The sequence below is a fragment of the Rhizobium sp. BK316 genome (assembly GCF_014193695.1).
In the GTDB taxonomy this organism is placed as follows: domain Bacteria; phylum Pseudomonadota; class Alphaproteobacteria; order Rhizobiales; family Rhizobiaceae; genus Rhizobium.
This window is the reverse complement of record NZ_JACHZR010000001.1, coordinates 1,364,789-1,382,742: the sequence shown is the minus strand read 5'-3', so window position 1 is coordinate 1,382,742 and position 17,954 is coordinate 1,364,789. Positions and strand designations below refer to the sequence as shown.

The 17,954-nt window shown below is 62.4% G+C and carries 14 protein-coding genes and 1 pseudogene; 5 read left to right on the top strand and 10 right to left on the bottom strand.

Features of this window, described 5'->3' with window-relative positions:
* Positions 1 to 28: 28 nt before the first annotated feature.
* Positions 29 to 1,381, bottom strand: coding sequence for a beta-propeller fold lactonase family protein (locus FHT87_RS06160; protein WP_183800270.1), 1,353 nt, complete (start codon positions 1,379 to 1,381; stop codon positions 29 to 31).
* A gap of 126 nt (positions 1,382 to 1,507) precedes the next feature.
* Here FHT87_RS06160 and FHT87_RS06155 point away from each other — a divergent pair, with 126 nt between their 5' ends.
* On the top strand, positions 1,508 to 2,443 hold the full coding sequence (locus tag FHT87_RS06155) for a LysR family transcriptional regulator (RefSeq protein WP_183726355.1): 936 nt from the start codon (positions 1,508 to 1,510) through the stop codon (positions 2,441 to 2,443).
* A gap of 94 nt (positions 2,444 to 2,537) precedes the next feature.
* A complete protein-coding gene (locus FHT87_RS06150; RefSeq protein WP_183726353.1) occupies positions 2,538 to 3,578 on the top strand; it encodes a substrate-binding domain-containing protein in 1,041 nt (346 codons plus the stop codon).
* Positions 3,579 to 3,598: 20 nt separating this feature from the next.
* Here FHT87_RS06150 and FHT87_RS06145 read toward each other — a convergent pair whose 3' ends face one another.
* From FHT87_RS06145 to FHT87_RS06110, 8 genes and pseudogenes are all read right to left on the bottom strand, one after another.
* A complete protein-coding gene (locus tag FHT87_RS06145; protein WP_183800267.1) occupies positions 3,599 to 4,864 on the bottom strand; it encodes an ABC transporter substrate-binding protein in 1,266 nt (421 codons plus the stop codon).
* Positions 4,865 to 4,889: 25 nt separating this feature from the next.
* Entirely contained in the window at positions 4,890 to 5,729 is an 840-nt protein-coding gene (locus FHT87_RS06140) for a carbohydrate ABC transporter permease (protein WP_183800264.1), read from the bottom strand.
* Positions 5,726 to 6,652 (bottom strand): sugar ABC transporter permease, encoded by a 927-nt coding sequence (locus FHT87_RS06135; protein WP_183800261.1) that lies wholly within the window; start codon positions 6,650 to 6,652, stop codon positions 5,726 to 5,728. The genes FHT87_RS06140 and FHT87_RS06135 overlap by 4 nt, the downstream gene beginning before the upstream one ends.
* Positions 6,645 to 7,808 carry an ABC transporter ATP-binding protein gene (locus FHT87_RS06130; RefSeq protein ID WP_183800258.1) on the bottom strand — a complete coding sequence of 388 codons (1,164 nt, stop codon included), beginning with the start codon at positions 7,806 to 7,808 and terminating at the stop codon, positions 6,645 to 6,647. The genes FHT87_RS06135 and FHT87_RS06130 overlap by 8 nt, the downstream gene beginning before the upstream one ends.
* Positions 7,808 to 8,641: a metallophosphoesterase gene (locus tag FHT87_RS06125; RefSeq protein ID WP_183800255.1), complete on the bottom strand. Its 834-nt coding sequence runs from the start codon at positions 8,639 to 8,641 to the stop codon at positions 7,808 to 7,810. Before FHT87_RS06125 ends, FHT87_RS06130 begins: the two co-directional genes overlap by 1 nt.
* Before the next feature lie 203 nt (positions 8,642 to 8,844).
* Positions 8,845 to 9,159, bottom strand: a complete 315-nt coding sequence (locus FHT87_RS06120; RefSeq protein ID WP_183726343.1) for a type II toxin-antitoxin system RelE/ParE family toxin — start codon at positions 9,157 to 9,159, stop codon at positions 8,845 to 8,847.
* Positions 9,156 to 9,416, bottom strand: coding sequence for a ribbon-helix-helix protein, CopG family (locus tag FHT87_RS06115; RefSeq protein WP_183726342.1), 261 nt, complete (start codon positions 9,414 to 9,416; stop codon positions 9,156 to 9,158). Before FHT87_RS06115 ends, FHT87_RS06120 begins: the two co-directional genes overlap by 4 nt.
* 235 nt (positions 9,417 to 9,651) lie before the next feature.
* Positions 9,652 to 10,536, bottom strand: a pseudogene (locus tag FHT87_RS06110) (LysR substrate-binding domain-containing protein); the annotation flags it as partial.
* Positions 10,537 to 10,681: 145 nt separating this feature from the next.
* Here FHT87_RS06110 and FHT87_RS06105 point away from each other — a divergent pair.
* From FHT87_RS06105 to fhuB, 3 genes are read left to right on the top strand one after another with little or no spacing between them, the layout of a single operon-like run.
* Positions 10,682 to 12,820 (top strand): TonB-dependent siderophore receptor, encoded by a 2,139-nt coding sequence (locus FHT87_RS06105; RefSeq protein ID WP_183800252.1) that lies wholly within the window; start codon positions 10,682 to 10,684, stop codon positions 12,818 to 12,820.
* The gene (locus FHT87_RS06100; RefSeq protein WP_183800249.1) at positions 12,814 to 13,719 is read left to right on the top strand and encodes an iron-siderophore ABC transporter substrate-binding protein; all 906 of its coding nucleotides are present in this window, start codon (positions 12,814 to 12,816) and stop codon (positions 13,717 to 13,719) included. The genes FHT87_RS06105 and FHT87_RS06100 overlap by 7 nt, the downstream gene beginning before the upstream one ends.
* Positions 13,719 to 15,683 carry a Fe(3+)-hydroxamate ABC transporter permease FhuB gene (gene fhuB / locus FHT87_RS06095; RefSeq protein WP_183727265.1) on the top strand — a complete coding sequence of 655 codons (1,965 nt, stop codon included), beginning with the start codon at positions 13,719 to 13,721 and terminating at the stop codon, positions 15,681 to 15,683. Before FHT87_RS06100 ends, fhuB begins: the two co-directional genes overlap by 1 nt.
* A gap of 10 nt (positions 15,684 to 15,693) precedes the next feature.
* On the opposite strand, the gene FHT87_RS06090 is transcribed toward fhuB, so the two are convergent.
* Entirely contained in the window at positions 15,694 to 17,946 is a 2,253-nt protein-coding gene (locus FHT87_RS06090; RefSeq protein ID WP_348649352.1) for an EAL domain-containing protein, read from the bottom strand.
* Positions 17,947 to 17,954 lie beyond the last annotated feature (8 nt).

Here is a 17,954-nt window from a genome sequence, read left to right as displayed (position 1 = left end):
AAACGCTTCCGCAGGTGCTGCGGAAGCGTCACTGCGCGACATCGACATGATGAACTCCGTGCGGCAATGCCACGCGCCCTATTCTCTCCAGAGCAGGCATATCGCCCTTCACCACGCGGAAGACCTCTATCCCGGCACCGGCATCCGGCCCTGCGCCGGGATGGCCTTCGAATACGGTCGTCAGCAGGTGATCGCCGGAGAGGTCGAACGTTGCCCCCTCGGGCAGAACGCCTTCGAACGCGAAATCCCCAACTTTCGTCAGTGTGCCGGTGCGTGGATCGAACGTCAGCAGCGAGACGGAGGCCTCGCGCTGGTGGCGAGGCGAACCTTCAGGAAAAGATGTCCCCTGCATGTTGATCGTTGCGACCATGCGTCCATCCGGGCTCACGGCCATTCCCTCCGCCGAAACGCCGGTCTCGATCGTCCCGAGCCGTTCATGCCGGGCGTTCGCCGTCTCCGGACCGGCGAGCCTGATGACGGTCATGGTCGAGGATGCCTTCGGAATGCGGCCATCGAGGCTCGTTGCCGCGAAATTCCGCCCCCAGTTCGACGTGAGATAATGGCGCCCGTCCTGCGTGAAACGGCCGACGAAGGGATCCCGGCCCACCGAGACGGTATTGCCCCACGGTTGCACCGAGGGACCTGCCTCCGCATTCCGGAATTCGAAAAAGGCGATGCGGTCCTGCGTATTGATATTGACCGCGAGATAACGGCCGGAAGGGTGCCATTGAACGTTGGTGGCCGTGACGCCGCTCCTTGCTCCCTCTGCCGATCCCTCGATGCCGAGAGCGGCCAGATCGAATTTTGCGACATCGCCAAACCGGCCATCGGAAAATTCCACGATCTGCAGGAGGCTTGCTTCGCTGGTATTTGAAACGATTGCGATGGTGCGCCCGTCGGGGCTGACCGCCAGGCTTTCAGGATTTATGCCGATCTCGGCCGTGTCGGCAAGCCTCGGATTGGCGGCATCGGAAAGATCGATGGCGAAGACGCGGTTGCCGGCCGGAAGATCCCTGGCCGTCCTGGCGCCGTCCGGCCGTTGGCCGAGACGTTCGGTGACGAAGGCGTTGCGGCCGTCAGGCGTGAGTTCGAGGATTTCAGGCGCTGCCGTGACGGAATTCGAAACGGAGATCGCGCTTTTTGTCACGCGCCCATCGGCGATCGAGAGCACCGTCAGCATATCGGCATGTCCCGCCTCCTCCGGCGGCAGCGCCGAGTCCGCATAAGTCCTGGCGATATAGTCACCATCCGAGATGACCGCGACGCGTCCTGCCGTGATCGCCGAAAGGATGTCCGCCGATTGGGCCAGGGCCGCGCTCGTGACGGTGATGCTTACTGCAGAGGTTAGTGTACCTGTTGCAAGGCGTTTTAGTATCCGCATGGCTCTGTCTCCTTCGAACAGGCAGAGGCGCATGCCTCTTGCACTGAAAAAGGATAGGGATCACAGTGATTGTCTTCCAATCGGAAATTACCTTTCTGTGATTGGCTTTCCCTATCAGAGGTGGGAATGGATATTCGCTCGATGGCCTGCTTCGTCGCAGTCGCGGAGGAATTGAATTTCCGTCGCGCGGCAGAGCGGCTGCACCTGACCCAGCCTTCACTCAGCCAGCGTATCCGGGTGTTGGAGCAGGAGATCGGCACAGACCTCTTCGAACGCGATCGCCGCAAGGTTTCCTTGACCCCCGCCGGAAGGGTCTTCCTGGAGCCGGCCAAAAGGGCGATCGACAACGCTATGGTCGCCAGGGAGCGGGCATTGCAGGCAGTGCGCGGCGAGATCGGACGGCTTCGCCTCGGCTTTACCGTCATCGCTTTCTACGGGTTTCTGCCGGAAGCCGTTCAGCTGTTTCGCAGCCGATATCCGCAGGTTCATGTCGAGCTTGTCGAAATGAATTCGCCATCGCTCGAATCAGCGCTTCTCACCGGAACGATCGATCTCGCCGTTCTGCATCCGCCGCTTTCGAGTCCGGATCTCGAAATCCATCCGCTTCCGGAAGAAGAGATGGTACTGGCTTTGCCATCGAACCATCCGCTATGCGATCGCCAGGTCATTGATATTGCGGATCTTGCCGGCGAGCATTTTCTGATTGCGCCGCGCGCGATCGGCCCGAGTATCCATGACCGCGTCATTGCGTTGTTTGCTGCCGCTGATATCAATCCGGACATTGTGCAGGAGGTGACGCCGATGACGACGCTGACAGGGCTCGTGGCAGCCGGCGTGGGAATGGGGTTCGTCACCGCCGGGATCTCCCGTCTCTCCCGCGATGGGCTTGCGTTCAGACGGGTGACACCGGCGCCACCGTCCTTGCCGATCGCCGCCGCCTGGCTGAAACCGGAGCCTCAGCCAAGCGCACGCCGGTTCATCGATATCGTATCGGCACTTGTCGAACAGCGGCGAGCCGAGGGCGACACCGGAAAAACGGGTTGGATCGACGGCAAGGTCTGATCCGTGTGCGGTCGGCCGAGCCGCTGCCGTCATCATTTCATGACAATCGGCCCGTAAGAGCCTGCAAACCTCGACGGAAACGGACAGGACGGCGATGACGACGTTGAAACAGGTTGCGCTAAAGGCCGGATGTTCCATGGCGACGGCAAGCCGCGTGCTGAACCTCAGCGGTCCCGTCAGCCAGGCGGCGGCGCTTCGCGTGCGCCGCGCTGCCGCCGAAGTCGGCTATCGGGCGGCCGCACCGTCTGCCCGCAGCGGCCGCCGGCCTGTTATTGGCGTGCTGGTGCCGAGTGTGACCAATCCGGTTTTCGCGTCGTCCCTCTCAGGCATCCAGAACCGCATGTTGGTCGCCGGCCACAGCGTTCTCATCGCCCAGTCGAATTACGATCCCGATCAGGAGGCCAATGCCGTGGCAGGGCTTCTCGGCGAGCGGCCGACCGGTCTGATCCTGACGGTCTGCAATGGTGAGACAAGCCCGGCATTGGCGCAGGACCTGCCGCCGACAGTGCTGCTTGGCAGCTCTCCGACCGTCCGATATCCGGCTGCCGTTACCGTCAACAATTATGCGGCAGGCTGCCGGCTGACCGAACATCTCTTGTCCATGGGCCACCGGCGCATCCTCTATGTCTCCGGTAGCTTCAAAGCTTCGGATCGTGCGCTCTTGCGTTACCGCGGCTATCTGCAGACGATGGAGGCAGCGGGCGTCGCCCCGCTCGAGGCCGTAGAGGTGCCCTTCGTCAGCGGCTATGACCAGATGGATCTCGGCCAGGCTTTGCGGACATTTTCGCCGACCGCCATCATCGGCTCGAACGATCTGATCGCGCTTGGCGTCATCGGTGCGATCAATCGCGAAGGCCTGCGGGTGCCCGACGATATCTCCGTTGCCGGCTTTGACGGCATCGCCATCGGCAAGCTCATCAATCCGACGCTGACCTCGATCGAAATGCCCGATCTCAGCATGGGGGCGACGGCAGCCTCGCTGCTGCTCGATATTGTCGAAAACGACGCGCCTCTCCGACATCTGGAACTGTCGCATGCGCTACGCCCCGGCGGCACCGTGCGAAACCTCCAAAACGAAGAAACCGCCGCACTTTCGGGATGCGACGGTTCCGGATCGAAACCGCGGGCGGCTTAACCCGCGGATCATTCCAAAAATCAGCTGCGCGGCAGCATGCCTTCGACGTCGGCGGCTGCGTCGTCGAGGGCTTCCTTCGGCTCGGCCGAACCATCGACGATCCGCGACAGGTTGTCGACGATCGTCTGGGTGACCTTGACGCCATTGGTGCCGGGGAAGGCGTACCAGGGGATCATGCGCGGCATCTGGCTAAGGCCGGCCTGGAAGAGCGGGTTCTTCTTGTAGAAGTCGCCGAGATATTCGGCAGACTTGGCGGCAAGTTCGTTGTTCGGAACGTAGCCGGTGCCGGGAACGACGACGGAAGCGCCATAGGGGCCGGCGGCGAACTTGGCGAATTTCCAGGCGGCGTCCTGCTTGGCCGGATCCTTGGCGAGGATGACGACGGCATTGCCGCCGGTCGGCAGATGGCCCTTTTCAGGGTCGATCAGCGGGATCTGGGCGGTGCGCAGGTCGAACTTGGCGCCGACATTCTTGATCGTGTTGACGAGCGCGCCGGTCGTCTGGAATTCGAAGCCGACCTTGCCGGCTGCAAAGGCCTGTTCGCCCGCTGCCTTTGTGAAAACAGGCATGCCGCCTTCCTTGACGAAGCGGCTGATCAGTTCGACGGCCTTCTGTCCCTCGGGACCATTGAAGGTGACCTTCTGCTCGTCGTCACTCAGCATCTTGCCGCCGGCGCCGAAGAGCAGGGCGGAGAACATCCAGTCGTCGCCCTGCCAGCGGAAGTCCATGCCGTCGACGCCGTTGCCGAGCGCCTTGATCTTGCCGGCAAGCGCGATGACCTCGTCCCAGGTCTTCGGCGGGGTATCGGGATTGCCGCCGGCTGCCTTCACGAGATCGGCATTATAATACATGATCGGGTTGGAAGTCGCGAAAGCGAGGCCGACCTGCTTGCCCTTGACCTGGGCGAGCTTCAGGATCGTGTCCGAGAAGCCCTGCTCGGCCATGTTGCCTTCCTTCTGGACGAGCGGCGTCATGTCGACGGCGACATTGCGCTCGTTCAGCATGCGCAGGCGGTTCAGGCCGATGAAGGTGACATCAGGCATTTCCGATGTACCGGCCTGGCGCAGGATCAGCTGGATGCCGTCTTCATAGGTCGCCGAGGGAGCGGCGAACTGGATCTTGATGTCGGGGTTTTCTTCCATGAACTTCTTCGAGATCGTGTCCATCACGTCCTTGAAGAAGCCCGGCATCGGGTAGTGGATCGTCAGCGTGGTTTCGGCGTGTGCCGGCAGGGCTGCCGCCACGGACAGAGCCGCTGCTGCGAGGAACTGGGTGAAATGCTTCATCGCTCGTTCTCCTGGGTTCAGCCGGTCAGCCTTTGAGACCGGTCATGGTGATGCCCTCGACGAAGCGTTTCTGCGCAAACAGAAAGGCCGCAACGAGGGGGATGGTGATGATGATGGTGGCCGCCATCAGCGCGCCGTAATCGTCGCCGGCTTCCGCGGCGCGGAAGTTCATCAGGCCGAGCGGCGGCGTGGCGTAGCCCGGCTTCGAGATGACGATCAGCGGCCAGTAGAGGTCGTTCCAATGGGCGACGACCGAAAAGATCGCGAAGGCCGTCACCGCCGGCCAGGCATTCGGCACGATGACGCGCGAAACGATGCCGAGTTCGGACATGCCGTCGAGCCGTGCTGCATGGATGAGGTCATCGGGCATGGCGCGGAAGAACTGCAGGAACAGGAAGATCGCAAAGACCGAGATGGTGAAAGGGGCGACCAGCGCCGTATAGCCGTTGAGCAGCGACAGGCTGTCGAAGGCGACGTAGAGGGGCAGGGCAGTCGCATGGATCGGCACCAGCAGGCCGAGCAGCACCAGCACCATCATCATCCGGGCGGCGCGGAACTTCAGCTTCGCCATGGCATAGGCGCAGGGAATGGCGACCAGCACCTGGAAGACGAAGATCAGCGCACAGACCGCCACGCCGTTCCGGAGCAGCGTGTCCATCGCCACCTTGTCGAGCGCCTTGGCAAAATTCTGCACGTAAAAGAAATGCGTCGGGATCAGCGAGAGCGCGGCCGTGAAGATATCGTCCTGCGACTTGCCGGCTGCCGATATCATGAAGATGTAGGGCGCGAGGAAAATGACCGCGCCGATGATGAGCAGCGCGAGGCGGATGAGCCGGCCGAGGGTGAAGCGGGATCTCGTCTTCATGAATAGTGCACCCGCCGATCGAGGAAGCGGTATTGCAGGAACATCATGACCACGAGAATGGCGAGGAAGACCACGGTCATGGCCGAGGCATAGCCGACCTTCATATAGACAAAACCCTCCTGGTAGATGGTGAAGAGGAGCACTTCGGAGGCATGATTGGGGCCACCATCCGTCAGCGTCTTCACCGTCTCGAAGGTCTTCACCGCATTGATGACGCTGATCGTGGTGACGAAAAGCGCTGTCGGTCCGAGCATCGGCCAGGTGACGAGGAAGAAGCGGTCGAGCGAGGATTTGGCGCCGTCGATTTCGGCGGCGGCATAGAGTTCGCGCGGGATCGCCGTCAGGCCGGCAAGGAACAGCACCATGTTGAAGCCGACGGTCTGCCAGACGCCGATGATGGAGAGGCTGTAGAGGGCAGTGGACGAAGCGCCGAGCCAGTTTGGCTTCGGCAGGCCGGCAAGACCAAGCAATGCATTGAGCGGGCCGATGGTCGGGTGGAAGAGATATTGCCAGACGGTCGCCATGGCGACGATCAGCGAGACGACGGGGAGAAAATAGGCGGTACGGAAGAAGCTCTTTCCCCAGCCCTCGCCCTCGATCAGCATGGCCACACCGAGCCCGAGCAGGATCGAGACGGGTGCGACGATCGCCGTATAGACCGTCGTGTTCCACAAGGACTTGCGGAAGGTGCGGTCGGTGAAGAGCTCGGCGTAATTCTCGAAGCCGACGAAGCGGAACTTGCCGACGCCAAGCTCGAAATCGGTAAAGCCGAGAAAGATGACGGCGACGATCGGTAAGAGCACGAAGAGCACGATCAGGATGATTGCCGGCAGCGACAGCAGCCAGGCCATCTGTGCTTCGCGACGCTCATGCTTTGCGGCCGACGCAACCGGACGGATCTCGCCCGCAGCAATGCTAGCCATGGGCTTTCTCCCTGCTGGCATCGGCGGGGAGGGCGGTCGTGCGAAGCCGGCGACCGTCGGGCGCAAAGACCAGGGCCTTGTCGGGCTGAAAGGAGAGCGCAACACCCATGCCGGCCGACAGGCCCGCAGCATCGGCAGGCGCAAGCTTGGCGAGCACGGTCTCGCCGATCGCATCCAGCCGGCAGAACAGGATGACCTCGGAGCCCAGGAATTCCATGCGTTCGATACGGGCGGGCAGCGACGTCTGGCCATCGGCGGCAAGCCGGACGAATTCCGGCCGGATGCCGATCGTCACGTCAGGACCTGAAAGAACCGGTTCTGCGAGCGCCATCTTGATATCGCCGAAGGCGACTGTTCCATTCTCGACGCGCGCCGGCAGGAGATTGATGCGCGGCTGGCCGACGAAACGGGCGACCTCGATATGGGCAGGGTCGTCATAGATGACCTGTGGCGGGGCGAGTTGCAGCAGCTGGCCGCCGATCATCACGGCGACGCGGTCGGCCATCGAAAGCGCTTCGACCTGGTCATGGGTGACATAGACGGTCGGCACGCCGGCGCGGCGATGCAGCTCGACGATCTCACCGCGCGCATGAACGCGCAGATTGGCATCGAGATTGGACAATGGCTCGTCCATCAGGAAGACGCTCGGATGGCGCACCATGGCGCGGGCAAGCGCTACGCGCTGCCGCTGGCCGCCAGACATCTGGCCGGGCTTGCGATCCAGCAGATGGTCGATCTTGAGCGCTTTCGCCGTCTCCTGCACGTCGCGGGAAATGCCTGAACGAATGGCGCGGTAGCCGGGCATGACCGGACCGAGGAAAGGCAGGCGCTGAACGCGGCTTAAGCGGCGCATGGCAAGTGGCACCGCGATATTCTGGCCGGCCGTCAGATGCGGATAGAGCGCGTAGGACTGGAAGACCATGGCGATGTTGCGGTCGGCGGCCGCCACATCGGACATTTCCCGTCCGCCGATAACGATCTCGCCGCTATCGGCATGGTCGAGGCCTGCAAGGATGCGGAGCAGCGTACTCTTGCCACAGCCCGAGGGACCGACAAGCGCGATGAATTCGCCCGGCTGAACATCGAGGCTGATATTTTTGAGGATGGCATTGTCGCCATAGGATTTGCTGATGGCGGAAAGGGACAGCGCGCTCATTACGCCGGCTCCTTCTGCACCTTGTGGGCCTCGTGCGGATAGACTTCGGCAACGACATCGTCGAGCACATGCGCCACCATGCCGGGAACAGCGACGATCTCGCTGGCAACGTCATCGCCGAGATCGTGGATTACGGCACCGATCAGCTTCTCACCCGGCATCTCGCGCTCCATCGTGCCGATGATGAAGGAAGCCGCCGGACCCCAGACCAGCGCAGTGTCGTTGTAGCGTCCCTTCCAGGCCCAGTGCAGATGGCCGCTGGCATAAAGGGCGACGTCATGGGCAGCGATCAGATGATAGAGCCTCTGGCGCTGTGCCGGGCGGATGCTCCAGTAGCCGGTATCGCCTTCGTTAGGTGTGTCGACGAAGAGCGGCTTATGCGCGAACATGGCAACCCGCCGGCCGGCGCGCCCGGAAAGCGCTTGCTCCAGCCATGCAAACTGCGTTTCCTGCTCGTCGTTCTCCATGCCCATCAGCAGACTGTCGAGGCCGATCAGGCGCCAGTTGCCGGCATCCTCCATCCAGTAATCCGGGCCGACGAGGCTGCGCCAGCGGTTGAGCCTTGTCGTATCGACCGGCTGCAGCGAGCCCGGCAGATGACCAACATCGTGATTGCCGGGAACGATCAGCATGGGGATCGACACCTGCCGCATCAGCTCCATGCAGAAGCTGAGATCCTCATCCTTGTCGGCGCCATCGACGGCAAGATCGCCGGTATGGATGACGAGATCGGCGCCGCTGCTATTGATCCACTCGGCGAGCGGCTGCCAGTTGCCGTTGAAATGCGGGATCGACGGGCTGAAATGCGTGTCGGTGATCTGGACGATTTTCATGCCGGCGCTCTCCAATAAGGCCCGCGGCAGGTTTCCGGCGGCAGGCAATGCTCATGCCGCCTCTTTAGAGCCCGCCAATGTCAGGCGGGTTACAAGCGTTTCCACCCTTGTTCCAATTGTGTCGCGCAATTGTCATGAAGGATCGAACGCGTGGTCAGGTCCGCACTCGGACGCCGCGAAGGATCGATCGATGTATGTTGAAATCAGAGATCGCTGTCGACGTCGAGATCCGGCGTCGGTGCAAGCATCCGTCCATGGCGGATCAGGATCACGTCCACGCTATCGCCATCATAGAGGTAGTCCAGCAGATAATCCCCGACCACCAGCGTCAGGCTCCCGGTAATCTGCAGGCCGCCGTGCATCCGGTTCCCGGATTGAGGAAATTCGGACAGTGTCCGCTTCGCGTTCTTGATCGCGAGCACAAACTTTCGGGCTGCGGCAGGGTTAAGTTTCCGCAGATACTCGCCTTCGCGGCGGATATAGCTGGCGACATCCTTGGAAAGCCGTACGGCAGTCACGCAGCTTTTCCGCCAACGATCCTGTCAATGTCCGCGATCACATCATCCATATTCTCGAACTCTCCGGCCGCGATCTGCTCGCGGCCCTTGATCGCGGCGAGGATGTCGGCCCCCTCGTTCATGAGATACGTCCGCAGGGCGCGAACGATGATGTAGCTGCGGGATCGATCGCTTGCTTTTGCGATGGCTTCGATTTCTGCAATCACGTCGGAAGGCACCCGGAGAGTGACAGATTCTGATTGGCTGGCGTTCGACATTGCTTGCCTCCTTCAGGATGTAAGACAATGTAAGACAAGCGAGGATCTGATACAATGGTGGACTGCGTCACGGATCGATTTTACGTCCTTTCTCTTCCGGTCGTAACAGATCGAGTTCAGACCCGACAAGCGGCGAACGACGCAATGCAGATAGGATCGTCTCAGATGGTTCGCCTGACGGCGGTTCGTTGATTATCTCGTCCAAAGCCGGGCGGTCAATCTTCTGCCGGTGCCGCGCGATAAAGGCCTTGGTCGCTGGCGAACCTTCGCCCTTGCGATAGGCGATTGCCACATCGGACGTCACCGTCACGCCGGCGAGCGGTCTGTAGTGGATATCCTGCAGTTCCACGCGGCTCATGGATTGCGGCACGAGAGCGATGCCGATGCCGATGCCGACGAGAGCGGCGATCTCGGTGAAGTCGTGCGCGATCGCCTTGACGGATGGTTCGAACCCGGCCTCCCGGCAAGCCTGCAACGTATTGCGGTGAAAGCCGATTTCCGGCGGCTGGCGTGGGGTGATGAATATGTCGCTCGTCAAATGGGCAAGCGTATCGATGGCGCGTTCTGCAAATTCATGGTCAGCGGGAACCATGGCGACCAGCGGCTCGCGCAACACGACCTGCACAGAGACACCCGGCGGGATCGGCGCCGGCGCGCGGATATAGCCGAAATCGAGCAGGCCGTCGGCAATACGCTGCAACTGCTGGCGCAGCTCCATTTCCTGCAACTCGACCTCGACATAGGGGTAATCGCGTTTGAAGTTCTTAATGGAGCCGACGACAGCGCCGGAATAGGCGGCAGACGCCACATAGCCGATCGAGATGCGCCCGCTTTCCCCGCGGCCCGCGCGATGGATAGCGGCGACCGTCGCCTCGGTCTGCGCCAGGACCTTGCGCGCCTCCTGGAACAGGATCTCGCCCGAATGCGTGAGTTGGACCGCACGGCGGCTCCTGTCCAGCAGCGGCGTGCCGACGATCCTCTCCAGGCTCATGACCTGCTGGCTGAGGCCCGGCTGGGCGATGCCGAGGCGGGCGGCGGCGCGCTCGAAATTCCGCTCCTCGACCAGTGTTACGAAATACCTCAGATGCCTGAGTTCGAAGCCGGGGTCGGTCAGCGCCATCACGCTCTCCTAGAAGAATTCAAATCTATGACGTTTCGCCGGTTTCATAATCCATGCTTATGAAAAATTCGAGCCCGGTTTATTGGACCTCTCAAAAATAACATGATTAAAAAAATCCAGTTTTACGGCATATAACGGGCTCCCGATGACTGGTTCTCTTCGCTTGCGCAATTTCGCTTCGACTACGGCTCTCGCGGGCGCGCTTCTGGCGCCGCTGTCTGCGTTTGCCCAGGACGTTAATCCGACCACGCTCGCCCCGATCGTCATCAGCGGTGCCGATGAGGATCCGACGGCTCCGGTGAAAGGTTTCGTCGCGAGGAACAGCGCGACGGCCACCAAGACCGGCACACCGCTTCTCGAAACCCAGCAATCCATATCGGTGCTGACGGCCGACCAGCTGAAATCGCAGGATGCCGAAACCGTCGGCCAGGCGCTGGATTATGTGCCTGGTGTCGTCGGCGAGCCCTATGGCGCCGATCCGCGCTTCGATTCCCCGCGCATCCGTGGTTTCGACAGCCGCCAGTCGCAGTTCCTGAACGGACTTCGCATGATGCGGACATCGGGCGCTCCCGCCGTCGATCCCTATCAGCTTGAGCGCATCGAAGTGCTGCGTGGGCCGGCATCGGTCATGTACGGCCAGGGCAATCCCGGCGGCATGATCAATCTCATCAGCAAGCGGCCGGTCTTCGAGCGTTTCGGCGAAGTCGGCGTTCAGGCTGGCAGCTACGATACCTACGGTACCTATTTCGATTTCGGCGACATCATGCCCGGCAATCCGGATTTCGCCTATCGCCTGACGGGCCTCGCGAGAACAGCCTCGGCACAGGTCGACGAACTCGACAATGACCGCTATTTCATCGCGCCGGCGCTGACCTGGCAGCCCGATGAAGACACCAAGCTGACGATCCTGACGAGCATCCAGCACGATAATCCGAGCACGCCGTCCAGCCTGCCGCCGCAACTCACGCTCAACGCATCGGACGCCAATCGCCTGTCACGGGACTTCTTCGTTGGTGACAAGAGCTTCGACACCTCGGACCGGACCTTGACCAATATCGGTTATGAGTTGGAACACCGCCTCAACGATACCTGGACCTTCCGCCAGAATCTTCGCTACCAGAATTTCGACTGGAACTATCAGGCTCTCGGCATGTCGACGATAGGCCTTACCGGCGGTCGGACGATCAACCGCAATGCCACCATCCAGGACGAGTTGCTGAACACGTTCAACGTCGACAACAACCTGCTTGCGGAATTCGACACCGGCGATATCAGGCACAAGATGCTGTTCGGTCTGGACTACCGCTATTACAGCAACAATGTCGGCACGCAGTTCTGGCGCGCCACCCCGCTCGACGCCCTCAATCCGGTCTACGGCACCGTCAATCTGATTGCGCCAACGCTCAGCACCTATGTCGATTCCACCATGACGCAGGTCGGCATCTATGTGCAGGATGAGCTCGCCTATGAGAACTGGCGCGCAACGGCAGCCCTTCGCCAGGACTGGGCGAGCACAGAGGGAACATCGACCAACCGGCTGAACGGCGCGTCGCGCCCTCTCGACAAGGACGATCAGAAGCTGACCGGGCGGGCCGGCCTCAGCTATGTCCTCGACAATGGCATCGCCCCCTATATCAGCTATGCCACATCTTTCGAGCCGGTTCCGGTGCCTGCAACCGGCGGACCACTGCAGCCGACGACGGGCGAGCAGGTGGAAATCGGGGTCAAATATCAGCCGGAGGGCTGGAACGGCTTCTTCACTGTTGCCGCCTATGACCTGAAGCAGAAGAACGTGCTGACGACCTTTGCGCTGCCGGGCGGCGGTACGTCTACCGGGCAGATCGGCGAGGTCGACGTCAAGGGCATCGAACTCGAAGGCGTGACCAGCCTTGCCGACGGGCTCGACCTGCGCGCCGCCTACACGTACATGCAGGCCAAAATCGTCGGCGGCGTCGATGACGGAAATCGCCCTGATAACGTGCCTGAACATGCGGCAAGCCTGTGGCTCGACTACACTCTCCCCGAGGATACGACGCTTGAAGGTTTCGGCCTCGGCGGAGGCGTGCGTTATGTCGGCCAACGCTACGGCGATACCAAGAATACGCTCGATCTCGACGCCGTGACCCTCTTCGACGCAACTCTCCACTACAAGAAGGACAATATGACAGCCTCGCTGAACTTCAAGAATCTCGCCGACAAGGATTATGTTGCAAGCTGCAGCTCCTTCGGCTGCACCTATGGGGATGGCAGAACGGTGATGGGCAAGCTGACCTTTCAATGGTGAGAGACTATCGAGCGGCACAGGGACGAGGCTTCAGCCGTCGGCAGGTACTTGCCCTGCTGGCGACTTTGGCCATTCCAGGCAAAACCGTCGCAGCAGGTCGGAAGCGCATTGCAGCGATCGATTGGGCGATGCTCGAAACGCTTGTCGCACTCGGCGTCATGCCGGTCGCTGCGACCGAGCTCGTGCAGTTCCGCAAGGATGCGGTCGAGCCGGTGCTGGACAAGAGCGTCGCCGATCTCGGCCTGCGTGGATCGCCGAACCTCGAGCTTTTGCGCCTGCTGCGCCCGGACCTCATCCTGATTTCGCCCTTCTATGTCAGGTTCGAGGCGAGCTTCCGGACGATTGCGCCTGTCCTGTCGCTGCCCTTTTATAACAGGGGTGAGCCGCCCTATCAGAAGGCTGTCGACGCCGTTTCGGCCCTTGCCAGGGAACTGGGTGTTGAGGACCGCGGCCGCGAGGTGGTCGCGCAACAGACAGCCCTTGTCGAGGAGACACGCCTCAGCCTGCAGGGCTTTGCGTCGCGGCCGACCTATCTGGTCAATATTGGCGACGCCAGGCATGTGCGCGTCTTCGGCGTCGACAGCATGTTTGGCGATATCCTCGGTCGTCTCGGCTTGCCGAATGCCTGGGCGGATCGCTCGCGCTATACGTTCGCCGCTCCGGTGCCGATCGAAAACCTCGCTGCCGAGCCGGATGCGAGGATCGTCATCATCTCCGATATCCCGGTCGAGGCCTGCAATGGGCTGAAGAACAGCATGATCTGGCAATCGCTGCAGCCGGTACGGGACGGCCGCGTGCTGATGCTCGGCAATATCAATCCCTATGGCGGCATCTTGGCCGCCGCCCGCTTCACCCGGCTTTTCAAGGCGGCGATGCTGTCGTCAGGGGAGACGCCGTGATCAGACCCGCCGCACTCTTTGTCGCGCTCTCAGCCTTTGCCGTTTCCGCCGGCCTCTTTCTTCTGACAGCACTGAACCATCTGCCCTTTGCCGACTGGCCGTCTCTGCCATTTGATCCCGGGCAGATGACGACGCAGCAGATCATTTTCGCCTATGCCGTCCTGCCGCGCGGGGCAGTCGCGATCCTCGCCGGCGCCGCGCTCGGGCTTGCCGGCGCGCTGTTGCAGCGTCTGCTGCGCAATCCCATCGCCGATCCCTCGACGCTCGGTGTCTCCTCCGGCGCGCAGCTCGCGATCGTCACGGCGACGCTGTTCTTGCCAGAGATGCTCGACGGCTACCGCGCTTTCGTGGCGCTCGCGGGCGCGGCGGCAGCCACCGCTATCGTCTTTCTGCTCGGCTGGCGGCGCGCCTTCGAACCCATCACCATGGCGGTCTCCGGCCTGCTCGTCGGCATTACCTGCAGTGCGCTCTCGGCGGCGATGACGCTCTCGCAGGGCGAGTATCTGATGTCGCTGGTGACCTGGAACGGCGGCTCGCTCAGCCAGCAGGACTGGTCGACGACGACAACCCTCGGCCTCGAGCTGCTGCTCGGCCTCGCCGTCACGCTCCTGCTCCTGCGTCCGTTCACCTTGCTCGGCCTCGGCGACAGCAGTGCCCGCTCGCTCGGCGTGGCGCTCGCGGGTACGCGTATTGCCGTCGCAAGCGTTGCGGTAGCGTTGAGCGCGGGCGTTGCTGCTGCCGTCGGCCTCGTCAGTTTCGTCGGCCTTGCCGCACCCGCGCTCGTGCGCCTGCTCGGTGTGCGCACGACACGCAGCATCCTGCTTCTTTCACCGATTGCCGGCGGCCTGTTGCTCTGGTTCTGCGATGGTATCGTGCAACTGATCGCCTCCTCGGCCGGCGAGACCTTTCCGACGGGATCGGTAACGGCCTTGATCGGCGGACCGTTGCTGCTTTGGTTGCTGCCGCAGGTGCGCGCCGTCGAGTCGCCGCAGCCGCCCGATAGCGTCCTCGTCGCACGGGCGCCCCTGTCACGGCTCGCCCTCATCCTCTGCCTGCTGCCGCCACTCGTCTGGGCGGCCCTCTGCGTTGCGCGCCTGCCCGATGGATGGACGCTGCTCAGCGGCGATCTTTTCTGGGAGCTTTTCCCGGCCCGCTGGCCACGTCTGTTGGCATCGGCCGCTGCCGGCGGCCTGCTCGCCATGGCGGGCGCCATGCTGCAGCGCCTCACCGGAAATCCGTTGGCAAGCCCTGAAGTGCTGGGTGTCAGCGGCGGTGCCGGCGTCGGTTATGCCGTTGCCTTAAGCTTCTCAGCCGATGCCGGCGCGCCCGCGCTCTTCCTCGGTGCCGGCAGCGGCGCAATCGTGGTGCTGGTCATCGTCGCGCTTTTTGCCGCCCGCCGGCATCTGCCGCCCGAGCGCCTGTTGCTCGCAGGCATTTCCGTCAGTGCTTTCAGCTCGGCGATCCTGAGCGCTCTTCTTGCCGTCGGCGATCAGCGCGCCTGGCAGATCCTCGCCTGGCTCGGCGGCTCGGCTGCGGCCGCCACGCCGGAAACGGCGGCCTTCCTTGCCGGTCTCACCATCGTCATCCTCGCAATCGGCCTGATCTTCACGCGCTGGCTGGTGATCCTGCCGCTCGGTGCGCCGACTGCGCTCGCGCTCGGCCTGCCCCTGGTCGGCGCCCGCACAATGATGGTGTTGACGGCGGGCATCGCCACGGCGGCTGCCTCGCTGCTCGTCGGTCCCTTGAGCTTCGTCGGCCTGATGGCACCGCATATCGCTCACCGCGCCGGCTTCGAAAAAGCGGGCAGCAGGCTTTTCGCTTCGGCCGTCATAGGTGCTGTGCTGATGGTGATCGCCGATCTCGGCGCCCGTACTGCGACCTTCCCCTACGAACTGCCGCTTGGCCTCTTCGCTGCTTTCGCCGGCGCGCCCTATCTCGTCTGGATGATCGGCAGGCGGCAGTGAGGGCTGGCCGTCAGCCGTGCGACGAGGATACCGCTGTTGACCTTACCGCTTCCGTCGAGCGCAACGAAGAGAGGAACTCAGCCGGGGGCATGGGGCGGGAGAACAGGAAACCCTGCAGGTCGTTGCAGCCGGCCGCGACGAGAAAGTCTCTCTGCCCTTCGGTCTCGACGCCTTCGGCCGTCGTCGCTTTTCCAAGCGTGCGGCTCAAACCTAGGATCGCCGAAACGATGGCCGCACCCTCGGCTTGTGTTCCCAGCAACCGCACGAAGGAGCGGTCGATCTTGATCCGGTCGATGTTGAATTGAATGAGGTGGCTCAGCGACGAGAAGCCGGTGCCGAAATCATCAAGCGCAATCCGGATCCCCTGCGACCGAAGCTTGCCGAGCGTTCCTTGAGCATTTTCATCGATGTTGAAGAGTGCGGCTTCCGTCAGTTCCAGTTCCAGCCGCGATGGCGGCAGGCCGGTTTCGGTCAGGATGGAGAGCACGTGGCGGTCGAAGTCCCGATGCCGGATTTGTGAGGGCGAAACGTTGACGGCGACCGACATATCGGCCGGCCAGTTCGTGGCCGCCTTTGCGGCATTCCTCAGCACCCATTCGCCAAGCTGGTCGATCATGCCGGCCTCCTCGGCGATGGGGATGAATTTGTCTGGTGACAGCAGTCCCTGGATCGGATGGCGCCAGCGCAGGAGAGCCTCGGCGCCCGAAAGGTTCCCATGCGCGTCGGCACGATGCACGCCCTGAAAGAAGACTTCCAATTGGCCGACGGCGCTGGTGCGGGAGTTGTCCGCCATATCGGGCAAACCTGCGCTGTCTTCCAGCACGAGGCGAAGGTCGTTCTTGAGGCTTTCGCGTGCCTCCACCCGGTGATCCAGGGACGGATCATATTCGACCAGGCGGCCTCGCCCGTTGGTCTTGGCCTCGTAAAGGGCAACGTCCGCACGCCGCAAAACCTCGCTGGTTGCCTGGGCCGCGTCATGAAAGGCAGCAATACCGATCGAGCATCCGATGCGGACGACGACGTCGCCGCCACGAAGCTGGAACGGCTTGCTCAGGGCCTCGATAATGGCGTTGCAGAGGAGGATGCAGCTATCGTCGCCCTCCCTGACATCGGGAAGAAGCAGCGCGAATTCATCGCCGCCGAGCCTTGCAAGCGTGTCGCCTGATTCGATCAGGGCATTCATCCTGTCGACGGCGCCGCGCAGCAGCTCATCACCGGCGGCATGCCCATGAATGTCGTTCACTTCCTTGAATTTGTCGAGATCGACAAGGGCAAGGACGGCGCGCTCGCCAGGCGATTTCATGGCCGCAAGGCATTGCTCGAAACGGGCCGCAAAGAGCGCCCGGTTCGGCAGGCCCGTCAAAACGTCATGCAGCGAAAGATGCCGCGCATGATGTTCGCTTGCGCTGAGTTCTCTTAGGCTGCCGCGCAAACGGCCCATCAAGGCGAAGAAGAGGCCTGCGATGACAAGGCCGGCCACGGAGAGCACGGGAACAAGCCGGCCGATGACGCGTGAGCCCGGCAGATCCGGCCTCCAGATGATGAAGCCGATAGGGTCGCCTGACGCCGTCGCCTCGATTTCGAACGCGACTTCATTCTGCTCCTGATCCGCGGTGCGGGCATAACGAGCGCCGGCCAGTCCCTGTTCGCGGCTCAGCGTATCGAGCGTGACACCGTCGAGGAAGCGGAACGCCACGAGGTAGAGCCTGTTGCCGTCATTTCCTTTCCGGGGATCCACTTTCGACGAGCGCGTGACCGAAACGACGCCCGCGACCGAAGGGCGGCCCTCAAGTCGCATCAGCTCCACGCGGCTTGGTTCCGGATCGGAGCTCGGCCCTCCCGGTACATCATGGTGCGTTGCTTCCAGATCCTGGATCATCGGCTGAAGCAGCGGACGCACCCATTTGAAGCGGCGTTTCGTTTCGGGATCGGACTGTAGAGCAAGCTCGCCTGCCGGGGTCACGAGGAACGCCGCGTTGTAACCGAATACCGTTGTCGCGATCTTGCCGAATGTCGCGGCCGATGTCGCGCCTGCGCGCTCGCTCTTGCCGCTGGCCGTTGCTGAATCCGCCACCAGCAGCGAAGCATAACCTGCACCCATCAGCTGGATATCCTGAGATACACGCCGGACCTGATCCAGAAGGCGGCTGTTGACGAGTTGGCGCTGCCGATCGAGGGCGGCTGCGTCGCTTTCCCTCCCGGCCCAGATAGCAGCCAGGAACACCAGGCCGAGAATTGCCAGCCCGCTGATCGCAAGCAGCACCAGTATCG